A 14,086-nucleotide genomic window follows, 5' to 3' on the forward strand; every position below is an offset into this window, starting at 1 on the left:
GTTAGTTGGGTCTCACGCTAGGCGTTAATGTTAAAGAATCAGGAATCCCACGACCCGCCGATCGCCCTATTTCGGCCGGCTTGGTTATCGAATGGTTTTGGAATAAGAGACAGTTTGAATCCCTGAACGGAACAGGAACTCGTTCGCCCGCCAAAAGCGTGGCAGTATCGAGGAATGATTCGCATTACCGGACGCTAGGCCCAGCATGGACGACAGCAACGACCTCTTCGGCAAGATGGAAAAGCCGGCACAGCCGGTGCGCGCGCCCTCGCGGCCCGCCGATCCGCTGGTGCAGGCCGCGAAGCGTACGACCGCCGCCCGCGACGGCAGCGAGGGCTACAGCGCCGCCGATATCGAGGTGCTGGAAGGGCTCGAGCCGGTGCGCCGCCGTCCGGGCATGTATATCGGCGGCACCGACGACAAGGCGATGCATCACCTGTTCGCCGAGGTCATCGACAATTCGATGGACGAAGCGGTAGCGGGCCACGCCACTTTCATCGACGTCGAGCTTTCCGCCGACGGGTTCCTGACCGTCACCGATAACGGCCGCGGCATCCCGGTCGATCCGCATCCGAAATTCAAGAAGCCGGCGCTCGAAGTCATCATGACGACGCTGCATTCGGGCGGAAAGTTCGACTCCAAGGTCTATGAGACCTCCGGCGGCTTGCACGGCGTCGGCGTCTCGGTCGTCAATGCGCTGTCCGACCACCTCGAGGTCGAGGTCGCGCGGGGTCGTCAGCTCTACCGGCAGCGTTTTTCGCGCGGCGTCCCGGTCAGTGGATTGGAGCATCTCGGCGAGGTCCACAACCGCCGCGGCACGAAGACCCGTTTCCATCCTGACGAGCAGATTTTCGGCAAGGGCGCCGCCTTCGAACCGGCGCGCCTTTACCGCATGACGCGCTCGAAGGCCTATCTGTTCGGCGGCGTCGAGATCCGCTGGACCTGCGATCCGTCGCTGATCAAGGACAAGGATCAGACGCCGGCAAAGGCCGAGTTCCATTTCCCCGGCGGCCTGAAGGACTATCTCAAGGCGACGCTGGGCGACGAATTCCAGGTCACGCGCGAGGTTTTCGCCGGGAAGAGCGACAAGCAGGGCGGCCACGGTTCGCTCGAATGGGCTGTGACCTGGTTCGGCGGCGACGGTTTCCTCAACTCCTATTGCAACACCATTCCGACCCCCGAAGGCGGCACGCATGAGGCCGGCTTCCGCAACGTGCTGACGCGCGGACTGCGCGCCTATGCCGACCTCATCGGCAACAAGCGCGCTTCGATCATCACCACCGACGACGTGATGATCTCGGCCGCCGGCATGCTGTCGGTGTTCATCCGCGAGCCGGAATTCGTCGGCCAGACCAAAGACAGGCTGGCGACGATCGAGGCGATGCGCATCGTCGAAAACGCCCTTCGCGACCCGTTCGACCACTGGCTGGCAGACAATCCGCAGGAAGCCTCTAAGCTTCTGGACTGGGTCATCGCGCGCGCCGACGAACGCGTGCGGCGCCGCCAGGAAAAGGAAGTCTCCCGCAAGAGCGCGGTGCGCAAGCTGCGCCTTCCGGGAAAGCTTGCCGACTGCACGCAGAACGCCGCCGCCGGTGCCGAGATCTTCATCGTCGAGGGCGACTCGGCCGGCGGCTCGGCCAAGCAGGCGCGCGACCGCGCCAGCCAGGCAGTGCTGCCGCTGCGCGGCAAGATCCTCAACGTCGCTTCCGCCGGCAACGACAAGCTTGCCGCCAACCAGCAGATTTCCGATCTCATCCAGGCGCTCGGCTGCGGCACGCGTTCGAAATATCGCGACGAGGATCTGCGCTACGACCGCGTGATCATCATGACTGACGCCGACGTCGACGGCGCGCACATCGCTTCGTTGCTGATCACCTTCTTCTATCAGGAGATGCCGAACCTGATCCGCGGCGGCCACCTCTACATGGCCGTGCCGCCGCTCTATTCGATCCGGCAAGGCGGCAAGGTCGGCTATGCCCGCGACGACGCGCACAAGGACGAACTGCTGCGCACCGAGTTCACCGGGCGCGGCAAGGTCGAGATCGGCCGCTTCAAGGGCCTGGGCGAGATGATGGCCTCACAGCTCAAGGAGACCACGATGGATCCGAGGAAGCGCACGCTTTTGAGGGTCGACGTGATCGACGCCGAGCAGGCCACCAAGGATGCCGTCGACGCGCTGATGGGCACCAAGCCCGAGGCGCGTTTCCGCTTCATCCAGGAGCGCGCCGAATTCGCCGAGACGGACGTGCTGGATATCTGAACGCCGTCCGGTCCATAACAGGCTCCGGCACGGAGAACCGGTGTGACCTGGACGCGGTTTAAAGAGCTTGTCGAGAGGCCCTTAAGCGGTCTGACGCAGCCGACCCGTTCGGACTGGATTTTTGCCCTACGCACGGTTTCGGCCGGACTGGTCGCGCTGCTTGCCGCCTATGCGCTGAAGCTCGATCATCCGCAATGGGCGATGATGACGGTGTTCATCGTCGCGCAGCCGGTCGCCGGCATGGTGCTGGCAAAGGGCTTCTACCGGCTGCTCGGCACGCTGGCCGGCGGTCTCGCCGCAGTCGGCATCACTTCACTGTTCGGCGCCGACCCGTGGCTGCTTGTCACCGTGCTGGCGCTCTGGATCGGCGTCTGCACGCTGGTCTCGTCGCTGTTGCGCAATCCGGAAGCCTACGGCGCCGCGCTTGCCGGCTACACGGCGATGATCATCAGCCTGCCGGCCCTCGGACAACCGCATATTGTCGTCGACCTCGCCGTCGCGCGTTGCGCGGAGATCGTGCTCGGCATCGTCTGCGCCGGCGTCACCAGCCGGTTGATCCTGCCAAAGCTCGCGGCCGACGCTATCATTTCCAGGTTGAAGCGCAGCATCCTCGACCTTGCCGAATATGCCGGCGGCGCCTTTTCCGGCGGCGACCCGGCGAGCCTCGCCGCGCTCCAGCGCAAGCTGATCGCCGATGCCCAGACGCTCGCCGAGATGCGCACCTATGCGCGGCTGGAAGCGCCGAGCTTCGCCACCCGCGCCCATCCGGTGCGGCGCACGATCGGTCAACTTCTGTGGGCGCTTTCGGCGGCGCGCGCATTGCACAGCCACCGCAGGCCGAAGAACGCAGCGCTCATTCCCATGCGCAGCGAATTGAAAGCCTTCGTCGGTGAACTGGCGGCGACGCCCGGCGCGCTCGATGACACAGGGCCATGGGTGGCAAGGCTCGACGCGATCGCGAGCAAGGCCAGGGAGATGCCCGAACTGCCCAACGATACCGGCTCCAACGATAACGGCGAAGACAAGGTCGGCACCATCACCCGACTGACCATCGCCGGCGATTTCGCCGAGGCGCTGAAGCAGGTGATACGCGGGCTGGAGGCGCTTCGCTCGCCTGTCTCCAGCAAATCGAGCGAGCGGGGCCAGCCGGCGCTGGTTGTCCACCGCGACTACCAGGCCGCATGGCGCAATGCCGTGCGCGCAGCGCTGGCGACGTTGCTCGTGGCGATTTTTTGGCTGACGACCAGATGGTCGGAAGCCGCCGGCACCGTCATCCTGGTCGCCGTCGTCTCCAGCTTGTTCGCATCGCGCCCGGATCCCGTGCAGTCCGCCTGGGGTTTTTTCACCGGCACGCTGATCGCGCTGCCTTTTGCCTTCCTTGTCGGCCAGGTCGCGCTGCCGGCGCTGCCGGGCTTCGGCTGGTTCACCCTCTTCGTCGTGCCGATCCTGGTGCCCGCAGCGCTCGGCATGGCCAATCCGCGCCATGTCGGCGTCGCCACCGCCTTCGCCATCAACTTCCTCGCCTTCCTCAGCCCGCATCAGCAGATGATCTACGACCCCGGGCCGTTCTTCGCCGGCTCGGCCTCGATCCTGGTCGGCATCCTGATTGCCATCGGCGTCTTCATTGTCGTGCTGCCCGCCGATCCCTGGGTCACCGTGGAGCGCATCTCGCAGGCGATGCGCGAGGACCTGGCCCGGCTTTGCCTGCATGAGCGCATTCCCCGCCGTTCGGCCTTCGAAAGCCTCGCCTATGACCGGATCAATCAGTTGATGCCGCAGGTCCAGCGGACGGGCCGCAAGGGCGATCCCATTCTCGGCGGAAGCATCGCGGCCGTCACCGTCGGACTGGAAGTGCTGCGGCTGCGCCACGCGCAACTGAACTCCGCCGTTCCGCATGAAACAGTCGAGTCCATCGGCAATTTCCTGCGCGCCCTGGCGCGCGAATTGCTGTTTCGGCAACCGGGCGAGCCGCAGACCGCGACCATCGCGGTGGCGAGGCAATACGCGGCCAGCATCGCCCAACGCAGCGATCGGCTCGAAATGCTGCAGATCGCCGCCTCGCTGCGCATCATTGCCGCGGCGATGGAAGATTACCCGGATTTCTTCGCTAGGGGTCGCGCCTAACCACCTCGGGACGTGTCTGGTTTGGGCCCTTTCCGGGCATAGGTCCTTGCTGGACTGGTCGACAACTTTTAGGTTGGACACATGGCGCTCAAGCGGATGGACAATGTCGGAATCGTCGTCGATGACCTCGACAGCACGGTTGATTTCTTTCGCGAGCTCGGCCTTGAACTCGAAGGGCGTGCCGCGATCGAAGGAGAGTGGGCCGGGCGTGTCACTGGGCTCGGCGACCAGCATGTCGAGATTGCCATGATGCGCACGCCGGACGGCCACAGCCGCCTCGAGCTGTCCCGCTTTCTCAGGCCGCCTGTCATCGCGGATCACCGCAACGCCCCGGTGAACGCATTGGGCTATCTCCGGATCATGTTCGCCGTGGACGACATCGACGACACGCTGGAGAGGCTCCGCAAGCGCGGCGCTGAGCTCGTCGGCGAAGTCGTCCGGTATAAGGACGCGTATCGCCTTTGCTACATCCGTGGACCTGAAGGCCTTCTCATCGGCCTCGCCCAGGAACTCAGCTGAGACGTGATATGTGTCCTTAGGCGGCGGCGATGGCCAGCGCGTGCCCACGCGCGTTTTCGCGCAGCGCGTCGAGATGGATCGACTTCACCAGCCCTGCGAGATCGCCCTCTGCCGATTGGCCGCCGAGTTCCTTCAGCATCAGCCAGCTCACTTCCTGCACGCCGGCGACACGCCGGCCATTGGCGACCTCGCGCCAGACTTTCAGCGCCCTCAGGATGATGCCATGCGTGGCCGGCGCAAGCCCGGCGCTGCGGAACAGCGCCTGCAGCGCAACGTCGTGCCCGCCGGCGAGAAGTGCCGTCACCCGTTGCTCGGATTGTCGGGCTAGAGCCACCAGGGTCGAGCCGAAGAAGTCCACCTTGCCATGCGCGATGGTGCGGATGATGAAACCGGCGGTGAGGTCGCCGCGCAGCCGCAAATGCTCGATCAGCGCCGCATGCTCCTCTATGCGCGTTCCCTCGATCAGCGTGACCGAGGCCTTCATACAGGCATCGCGCATGACGCGATCGGCGCGCGCCGCCCCCATCATCGCCAGCACCAGCGGCGAACCTTTCAGGGTCTCGCCGAGCTTGACCAGCAGCATGTGCCGGCAGTCGGCCGGCAGGCGCCGATCGGCAATCAGCGCCTCGCGCACCAGCGGCAGGTGGCCGTGCCGCTCAGCCATGCGGCGGAAGCTCAGCGAAGCGATCTCGGCGCCGCTGTTGCCGATCAGCGCGGCGCAGGCTTCCGGTTCGCCGATCTCGGCGATCGCCGCCGCCAGCGACATCGAGACGACCGGGCGGTTGGCGATCAGCTTCTGCGTCACCTTCTGGCCGCAGGCGACGCGCTCGACCAGATCGGCATCGGTAAGCAGCGGCGAACGCGCGAGCACCAGCGCCGCCACTTCCGGCTGGTCGGCGGCCAGAGCGCTGATCACCTGCGGTGGCGCGTGATGGCTCATCGACAGCGCCTCGGCAAGCGCCAGGCGCACCTTGGACGAAGCGTCGTCCAGAAGCAGCGTCAGCGCCGCCTCGGCGGCACAGCGATCCTCGAACGGCAGATCGGAATTGATATAGGCGCGCGCCAGCGCGCTCGCGGCGGCGGCACGCTCGGAAACCCTTGCCGTATCAATCCACTTTAGAAAATGCGAAACAACCATTACCGACCAGCTGCGCCCTTGCCGGAAAGGTCCCGGCCCCGTTGTGAACGGTAGGCTGCAAATGGTTTACGAACGGTTCACCATGTTTCTTAACCGGCTTGATGGGGGCGCAGCTAACGCCTATCAAGCAAGGACATCGGAGGAAATCGAACCATGGCCGGGCTTTATCTGGAAGAGTTTGTCGTCGGCCATGTCTTCCGCCACACGCTGCGCAAGACTGTGACCGAGAGCGACAACATGCTGTTTTCGGTAATGACGTTGAACCCGCAGCCCTTGCACATCGATTTCGACTTTGCCGCGAAAACCGAATGGGGCAAGCCACTGGTCAATTCGCTGTTCACGCTTGGCCTGATGATCGGCATTTCGGTGAACGACATCACTGTCGGTACCACGGTCGCCAATCTCGGCATGAAGGAAACGGTATTCCCGCATCCCGTCTTCCACGGCGACACCATCCGGGTCGAGACCACGGTTGTCTCCGTGCGCGACTCCAAGTCGAAACCCGATCGCGGCATCGTCGAGTTCGAGCACCGCGCCTACAATCAGAACGACATTCTTGTCGCCAAATGCACCAGGCAGGCGATGATGCTGAGGAAGGCGGCCTGATGCGCTCGCTGCTGTTCGTGCCCGGCGATTCCGAACGCAAGCTGGAAAAGGGATTCGAGGCCGGCGCCGACGTGGTCATCGTCGATCTCGAAGATTCCGTTGCCGCCGCCAGCAAGGCGGCGGCGCGCGCGACCGCGGCCGGGTTCATCTCGAGTCAAAGAGACCGGACGGGTTCGGCCATCTATGTGCGGGTCAACGATCTTTCCACCGGCCTGACCGACGACGATCTTGCGGCGCTCGTCGTGGCGAAGCCCGACGGCATCATGCTGCCGAAGTCGAACAGCGGGCAGGACGTCCAGCAGCTGGCGGCAAAGCTGCGCGTGCACGAGGCCGAGAACGGGCTTCCGGACGGCGCCATAGGAATCCTGCCGATCATCACCGAGACCGCGGCGGGCGTGCTGGCGGCGGCGAGCTATGCCGGCGCAAGCGCGCGGCTTGCCGGCCTGACCTGGGGCGCGGAGGATTTGTCCGCGGCGATCGGCGCGCGCGCGACCCGCGACGAGAGCGGCCGCTACACCGACGTGTTTCGTCTGGCGCGCACCACGACCATTCTGGCGGCCGGCGCGGCCGAAGTCGCCGCCATCGACACCATCTTTCCCGATTTCCGCGACATGGCCGCCCTCGAGGAGGAATGCCGCGAGGCCGAGCGCGACGGCTTCACCGGCAAGATGGCGATCCATCCGGCGCAGGTGCCGGTCATCAATGCCGCCTTCACGCCGTCCGCCGAAGCGGTCGCGCGATCGCGGGCGATCGTCGATGCCTTCGCGGCGGCGGGGAATCCCGGCGTCGTCGGCATCGACGGCAAGATGTACGACAGGCCGCATTTGCGTCTGGCCGAGCGTTTATTGGCCCGCGCCAGGGCGGCGGGCAGCCTTGCCTGAGCTTACCAGACCATCGGGATCAGCTTGTAGCGCACGCGCGCGGCGTAGTCGTCATAGCCCTGCAGGCCGGTTCGCAACGTCTTTTCCTCGATGAAGGTGCGGATGCCGAGCAGGACGATGAAGACAAGCACCGACGCCAGTCCCCACCAGGAACCAAGCAGCAGCGCCGTGCCGGCGAAATAGAGTATGGCGCCGGCATACATCGGATGGCGGACATAACTGTAGGGGCCTGTCGTGATCACCTTCTGTCCGCGTTCGTCCTGGATCTTCACGACAGGCGCAGCGAAACTGTTTTCCAGCATCGTGAGATAGCAGATCCAGATCCCGACGAGCAGGACCAGCGCGCCGACCACGCGTACCCACACGGGAGCTGCCGACCAGCCGAAACGGAAGTCGAGCCCCATCAGGGCCAGCCAGGCGAAGATGCCGAGCAGCAATATGCTCAGCAAGATCTTGTCGGCCGTGGTCTGGGTCTTCTGGATCGGCGGGCGGAGACGCTCATTCATCAGGCCTGGATCGCGCCGGGCGAGCGCCACGCCCATCGTAAGGCTCAGCCCGACCATCACGACTATGTACACCCAAGCTCCGGTCCAGTGCAGCGTGCCGGCCGACAGAAACAGCAGCACGCCCATGATGCCGAACCATACGAATGTCTGGAAAACCAATCTCGAGATCATGACCAACCTTCCGTGACGTCCCCCACCACTATTGGCCGCCCGCTGCCGCCGTTCCTCCGAAAACCCGCAAAAGGTCCTAACCGGCCCAGGGACCAGCATAATCGCCATAGAGCTTTGCCGGATCGGGCCGCGGCCGCTCCGGCGCCGGTCCCTGATAGGAGCCGATATGGACGAAGCCGATGACACGCTCCTGCGGCGACAGTCCGAGGATTGCCCTGCCCTCCGGAACGTCGGAATACCAGTTGCTGATCATGTTGGTGCCATAGCCCAACGCGTTCGCCGCGATCATCAGGTTCATAGCCGCCATGCCGCCCGACAGGAACATCTCCCATTGCGGGATCTTCGGGTTCTCCTTCGGCACCGACACGACGCCGATCACCAGCGGCGCGCGCGAGAAGCGCGCCAGTTCCTGGTTGCGCCGGCCTTCCGGCAGCGGTCCCTCGCGCTGTTCGGCAAGCGCCGCCAGCTTCTTGCCGATCTCGATACGCGCCTCGCCGCGATAAAGGATGAACCGCCATGGCTCGAGCCGGCCGTGGTCGGGAACGCGCGAGGCGGCTGCGATCATCGTCGCGATCTCGGCATCGCTCGGCGCCGGTTCCTTGAGATCGGGTATCGGCGCGGAATTGCGGGTGAGCAGGAAGTCGATGATCGGCGACGCCATGGGCGCAAGTCTCCTGAAGGCATTCGATTTTGAGCTGAAGCACGCCATCGGGAGGTCGGGCGGCTCGGGCGGTGGCGTTTTGCGCCTGATAAGAAGCCGCCGCGCCGGGCGGCGCGCTTCTAGGCCTTGAAATTGCCACCGCCTTGGGCTTCAACGCAAGGCATGTTTGAGGGGATCTTGCGCCTTTTCGTGATCGCACTCGTCGCTGCGTTGTTCGCGGTGCCGGTTTCCTTCGCGCTGGCCCAGAACGCCAACGACATCGGCGACATCAAGCTTCCAGGCATTTCGAGCTACGCAACGCCGAAGGCCGGGACGCCGCTGGCGCTCGGCAACGGCGGCGCCATCACGCTGTCGGCGCAGTTGACCGACAAGGGCGCCGACATCACCCGCGGCATCGTCTGGCGGGTTTTCAGGCCGCAGCCCGCCAGTGATGGCAAACTGCCGATGGTAGCATCCGCCCATGGCGGCACAGCCGTGTTCCAGCTCGACCCCGGCAGCTATCTTGTCCATGCCTCCTACGGACGCGCCGGCGCCACCAAACGCATCACGGTCGGCAAGGAGGCAAAGCGCGAAAGCCTTGTGCTCGACGCCGGCGGCCTGAAGCTCGACGCGGTGACGTCGGGCGGCGCGCCCATCCCGCCGAAGAAATTGCGCTTCTCGATCTATGAAGGCCAGGCCGCGGCCAATGGCGACCGGGCGCTGATCGCCCCCGACGTCGCGCCGAACACCGTTGTGCGGCTGAACGCCGGCACCTATCATGTCGTCTCCACCTATGGCGCGGTCAACGCCGTGATCCGCTCCGACATCCGCGTCGAGGCCGGCAAGCTGACGGAGGCGACCGTCGAGCACCGCGCTGCCGAGATGACGATGAAGCTGGTGCGCGAGCCCGGCGGCGAGGCCATCGCCGACACGTCCTGGTCGCTGCTCAACGAGAGCGGCGATCCGATCAAGGAAGCGGTCGGCGCCTTCGCCTCGATGGTGCTGGCCGAAGGCCAATACACCATCATCGCCAAGAACCGCGACCGTATCTACCAGAAGGATTTCACGGTCGTTGCCGGCCAGAACCAGGAAATCGAGGTCGTGGCCAACGAATCCTCAGCCATCGACCCCGAGGAAGGCGCGGACTGATCGGGCTGATCAGGCCGCCTTGCGCATCCGCTTCGGCAGGAACGGCACGCGGCCACGCTGCGCGGAAGGCGTCGCCAGATCGAAGACCGCGCGATAGAGGCGATCGAGCAGCGCCTTGCGGTCGCGCAGCGGCTCGAGGTCGCTCCATCTCAGCACGTCGCCGATGCGCACCTCGATCGCCTTGCCCGACAGTCGGGCGAATTCGCGGATAAGCAAGGAGGTGCGCAGCGTCAGCGACGCCTTGCCGATGAACTTCGCCACGCGGTTGTCGCGCTCGGCCATGTTCATCGGGCCGCTGACTAGATGGAACAGGCGGCCGTTCTGGCCGGAGAAATGCATCGGAATGACCGAGGCCTTGGCGTCCTGGACGAGCTTGGCCGGGAACATCTTCCACGGCAGGTCGATGGCGCGGCCGAAACCCTTCGGCGCCGTGGCGACGCCGCCGGCCGGGAACACGACGATGGTGACGCCTTCCTTCAACAGCCGCACCGCTTCATGGCGCACCGCCATGTTGTTCTTCAACGCTTCCTTGGTCTCGGAAAAATCGATCGGCAGCGAATAGGGCTCCATCTCGCGGATCCTGAGCAGATCCTTGTGGATCATGACCCGGAACGGCCGGCCGAGCTGCTCGGCCAGCGACAGCACCGCAATGCCGTCGCCGATGCCGAAGGGATGGTTTGCGACGATGACCAGCGGCGTGTCCGGCAGCGCTGGCGGCGGCCATTGCACGGCGTTGCGGACCTTGACGTCGATCAATTCCAGCATGCGGCTGAACACGCGGTCGCCTGTCGGCACCACCTGGCGGCGCCAGAAATCGTAGAGCACGGCGAAGCGGTCGCGCCCCGAGAGGCCCTCGACCGAATGGATGAACCAGCGCGTCAGCACCGGTTGATGCGGGTTGGCGTAGGAAAGCTCGGGAAACCGTCTTTCCCGCAGTTTCAACTTGAGCATGGCGGCTCGTTACAAGGCTGGCGTGACAGGCATATGAAAATGGCGGTGGACACGCCACCGCCATTCAAGGAAGCGCTGGTAAGTCAGGCTGCGCGACGCTTGCGGTCGGGCGAGACCGCCTCGTCGGAAAGCTGCTTCACCGCGTCGTCGAGCCTCAGCGATTCCTGGTCGCGGGAGCCGAGCCGGCGGACATTGACGGTTTCCTCTTCCGCCTCGCGCCTGCCGCAGACGAGGATAACCGGCACCTTGGCGAGCGAATGCTCGCGCACCTTATAGTTGATCTTCTCGTTGCGCAGGTCGGCTTCGGCGAGTAGCCCCGCGGCCTTCAGCCGCTCGACCACATTCAAGGCGTACTCGTCCGCATCCGAGGTGATCGTCGCCACCACCACCTGCAGCGGTGCGAACCACAGCGGGAAATGGCCGGAATAGTTCTCGATCAGGATGCCGAGGAAGCGCTCCATCGAGCCGCAGACGGCGCGATGCACCATCACCGGCTGCTTCTTCTCCGAATCCGAGCCGATATAGAAGGCACCGAAGCGCTCCGGCAGGTTGAAGTCGACCTGCGTGGTGCCGCATTGCCATTCGCGGCCGATGGCGTCCTTCAGCACATATTCGAACTTCGGCCCGTAGAAGGCGCCCTCGCCCGGATTGATCGAGGTCTTGATGCGGTTGCCGGAGCGCGTGCGGATCGTCTCCAGCACGTTGCTCATGATCGCCTCGGCATGGTCCCAGGCCTCGTCGGTGCCGACGCGCTTGTCCGGCCGGGTCGACAGCTTCACGCTGACCTCCTCGAAGCCGAAATCGGCATAGGTGGACAGGATCAGGTCGTTGATGCGCAGGCATTCGGCCGCGAGCTGCTCCTCGGTGCAGAAGATATGCGCATCGTCCTGCGTGAAGCCGCGCACGCGCATCAGCCCGTGCAGCGCGCCCGACGGCTCGTAGCGATGCACATTGCCGAACTCCGCAAGCTTTACGGGCAGTTCGCGGTATGACTTCAACCCATGCTTGAAGATCTGCACATGGCCCGGACAGTTCATCGGCTTCAGCGCGAAGACGCGGTCGTCGTCGGTGTCGTCGCCGGCGACCGTGACCTTGAACATCGCGTCGCGATACCAGCCCCAGTGTCCCGACGTCTCCCACAGGCTCTTGTCCAGCACCTGCGGCGCATTGACTTCCTGATAGCCGTGCTCGTCGAGGCGGCGGCGCATGTAGTTGATCAGGTTCTGCACCATCTTCCAGCCCTTGGCGTGCCAGAAGACGACGCCCGGTCCCTCTTCCTGGAAATGGAACAGGTCCATCTCGCGGCCGAGCTTGCGGTGGTCGCGCTTCTCGGCCTCTTCCAGCAGGGTCTGGTAGGCATCGAGCTGCGCCTGGTCGGCAAAGGCTGTGCCGTAGATGCGCGTCAGCATCGGATTGTTCGAGTCGCCGCGCCAATAGGCGCCCGCCACCTTCATGAGCTTGAAGGCATTGCCGATCTGCCCGGTCGAAGCCATGTGCGGACCGCGGCACAGGTCGAACCAGTCGCCCTGAGCGTAGATCTTGAGGTCCTGGTCCTCTGGAATGGCGTCGATCAGTTCGAGCTTGTAGCGCTCGCCCTTCTCGGCGAAGACCTTCTTGGCCTTCTCGCGCGACCACACTTCCTTGGTGAACGGCTTGTTGCGCTGGATGATCTCGCGCATCTTCTTTTCGATCACCGGAAAATCGTCCGGCGTGAATGGCTCGTTCCTGGCAAAGTCGTAGTAGAACCCGTTCTCGATAACCGGCCCGATCGTCACCTGCGTTCCCGGCCACAGCTCCTGCACGGCCTCTGCCAGCACATGCGCCGCATCGTGGCGGATGAGCTCCAGCGCGCGCGGATCCTCGCGGGTGATGATCTCGACCTTGCCGGACGTGCCGAGCGGATCGGAAAGATCGCGAATGGTGCCGTCGAGGCTATAGGCGACAGCCTTCTTGGCCAGCGACTTGGAGATCGATTCGGCAAGACCGGCGCCGGTCAGCGCCGCGTCGTAGTCGCGGACCGAACCATCGGGAAATGTCAGGGAAACGGAATTCGGCATCAGGGTTCTCCTATCCAGTCCCGCAAACGAGCGCGGGTGGTGAAATGCATGTCGCTGGATGCGTTGCGGCTTGCAGAGGGTTAGCCGGAGGCGTCCGGCGCGGCAGTCTTTTATGAGGAGTTTCCGCCGCCGTAAAGCCGCCAGCCATCTATTTGATAGGCTGTTCTATTTGATGAGGTCGGGCAAATCCTTCAGGAACGCCGCCCGCGTCGCGAGACCCTTCGGCTCTCCGGTACGCTTGGCATCGACGACCAATCTTGCAAAGACGATGCGGCGGCTCCCCTTCTCGGCCCAGCCGACGAACCAGCCGAGCGAGCGCTTGCCGTCCTGGCCGAGCCTGGTGCTGCCCGTCTTGCCTTGCACCGTCCAGTCCCCTGCCGCGAAGGTCGGCAGGATCGCCCTGGTCATCTCATGCGCCTTCGCCGACAACGGCATCTTGCCGGCGAGCAACTGGCGCAGAAGCGCCGTCTGCTCGACCGGCGATATTTCGAGCGAGGAATTGATCCAGGATTGCGTCAGCCCGTTGTCCTTGCCGGCATCGCCCGAGACGTCCTTGTTGCCATAGCCGAATTTCGCCACATAACCGGCGAACTTCTCGGCGCCGAGACGCCGCGTGATCTCGCGCGAATACCAGACGATCGAATCGCGCTCCCAGATCGTCGGATCGACGGTCTTCTGGTCGCGCTTCGCCGCCTTGAACTCCGGCTTGTACTCCCAGCTCGGCGTATGCTCGTCGCTCAGGATGCCGGCATCGTAGCCGATCAGCGCCAGGGGCACCTTGAAGGTAGAAGCCGGGCTGACGCGCTGCTCGCAGACGCCGTCCTGGTAAAGTGTTGCGCCGCTTTGCTGGTCCTGGATCAGCGTGCAGTGGATGTCGCCGAGCGGCGCCGATTGCGCCCGCACCGGCAAGCCCAGCATCCAGGCCAGCAGGAAAAGGACGATGGCGAAAATGAAAGGATAGCGGTCCATCTGGCGCATGGCGAAGTCACTCCGGAATGAGATTGCAGGAGCGGCTTAGCGAGGCGACTTGTCTCGATTTTGTCTCAAATTCGCAGTGTTCGTGCAGCTTCGCGTTAACCCTACC

General features: G+C 64.5%; 12 protein-coding genes. 6 read left to right on the forward strand and 6 right to left on the reverse strand.

Features of this window, described 5'->3' with window-relative positions; genetic code table 11:
* The first annotated feature begins 205 nt into the window (after window positions 1-205).
* The 3 genes from parE to LB515_RS03140 all read left to right on the forward strand — a co-directional run bounded on the left by parE (window position 206) and on the right by LB515_RS03140 (window position 4,903).
* The gene (gene parE, locus LB515_RS03130; protein ID WP_224706715.1) at window positions 206-2,260 is read left to right on the forward strand and encodes a DNA topoisomerase IV subunit B; all 2,055 of its coding nucleotides are present in this window, start codon (window positions 206-208) and stop codon (window positions 2,258-2,260) included.
* A 42-nt stretch (window positions 2,261-2,302) separates the two neighbouring features.
* The gene (locus LB515_RS03135) at window positions 2,303-4,384 is read left to right on the forward strand and encodes an FUSC family protein (protein WP_224706716.1); all 2,082 of its coding nucleotides are present in this window, start codon (window positions 2,303-2,305) and stop codon (window positions 4,382-4,384) included.
* An 81-nt stretch (window positions 4,385-4,465) separates the two neighbouring features.
* Window positions 4,466-4,903, forward strand: a complete 438-nt coding sequence (locus LB515_RS03140; protein WP_224525367.1) for a VOC family protein — start codon at window positions 4,466-4,468, stop codon at window positions 4,901-4,903.
* A gap of 16 nt (window positions 4,904-4,919) precedes the next feature.
* On the opposite strand, the gene LB515_RS03145 is transcribed toward LB515_RS03140, so the two are convergent.
* Window positions 4,920-6,041: a DUF2336 domain-containing protein gene (locus LB515_RS03145; protein WP_224706717.1), complete on the reverse strand. Its 1,122-nt coding sequence runs from the start codon at window positions 6,039-6,041 to the stop codon at window positions 4,920-4,922.
* 153 nt (window positions 6,042-6,194) lie between these two features.
* Between LB515_RS03145 and LB515_RS03150 the strand changes: the two genes are divergently transcribed.
* Window positions 6,195-6,647 carry a MaoC family dehydratase gene (locus LB515_RS03150; RefSeq protein ID WP_224602701.1) on the forward strand — a complete coding sequence of 151 codons (453 nt, stop codon included), beginning with the start codon at window positions 6,195-6,197 and terminating at the stop codon, window positions 6,645-6,647.
* Entirely contained in the window at window positions 6,647-7,528 is an 882-nt protein-coding gene (locus LB515_RS03155) for an HpcH/HpaI aldolase/citrate lyase family protein (RefSeq protein ID WP_224706718.1), read from the forward strand. Before LB515_RS03150 ends, LB515_RS03155 begins: the two co-directional genes overlap by 1 nt.
* 2 nt (window positions 7,529-7,530) lie before the next feature.
* On the opposite strand, the gene LB515_RS03160 is transcribed toward LB515_RS03155, so the two are convergent.
* Window positions 7,531-8,205 carry a methyltransferase family protein gene (locus LB515_RS03160; protein WP_224706719.1) on the reverse strand — a complete coding sequence of 225 codons (675 nt, stop codon included), beginning with the start codon at window positions 8,203-8,205 and terminating at the stop codon, window positions 7,531-7,533.
* A 76-nt stretch (window positions 8,206-8,281) separates the two neighbouring features.
* On the reverse strand, window positions 8,282-8,866 hold the full coding sequence (locus LB515_RS03165; RefSeq protein WP_095765068.1) for a nitroreductase: 585 nt from the start codon (window positions 8,864-8,866) through the stop codon (window positions 8,282-8,284).
* Between the two features lie 162 nt (window positions 8,867-9,028).
* Between LB515_RS03165 and LB515_RS03170 the strand changes: the two genes are divergently transcribed.
* Window positions 9,029-9,994, forward strand: coding sequence for a hypothetical protein (locus tag LB515_RS03170; RefSeq protein ID WP_095765067.1), 966 nt, complete (start codon window positions 9,029-9,031; stop codon window positions 9,992-9,994).
* Window positions 9,995-10,003: 9 nt separating this feature from the next.
* Here LB515_RS03170 and LB515_RS03175 read toward each other — a convergent pair whose 3' ends face one another.
* The 3 genes from LB515_RS03175 to blaOXA all read right to left on the reverse strand — a co-directional run bounded on the left by LB515_RS03175 (window position 10,004) and on the right by blaOXA (window position 13,980).
* Entirely contained in the window at window positions 10,004-10,945 is a 942-nt protein-coding gene (locus LB515_RS03175; RefSeq protein ID WP_224543704.1) for a lysophospholipid acyltransferase family protein, read from the reverse strand.
* Window positions 10,946-11,028: 83 nt separating this feature from the next.
* Complete coding sequence (gene thrS / locus LB515_RS03180) at window positions 11,029-13,002, reverse strand: threonine--tRNA ligase (RefSeq protein WP_224706720.1); 1,974 nt, start codon at window positions 13,000-13,002, stop codon at window positions 11,029-11,031.
* Between the two features lie 165 nt (window positions 13,003-13,167).
* On the reverse strand, window positions 13,168-13,980 hold the full coding sequence (gene blaOXA / locus LB515_RS03185; protein ID WP_224706721.1) for a class D beta-lactamase: 813 nt from the start codon (window positions 13,978-13,980) through the stop codon (window positions 13,168-13,170).
* Between the last annotated feature and the right edge of the window lie 106 nt (window positions 13,981-14,086).

It is taken from the genome of Mesorhizobium sp. CA15, assembly GCF_020165215.1.
GTDB lineage: Bacteria > Pseudomonadota > Alphaproteobacteria > Rhizobiales > Rhizobiaceae > Mesorhizobium.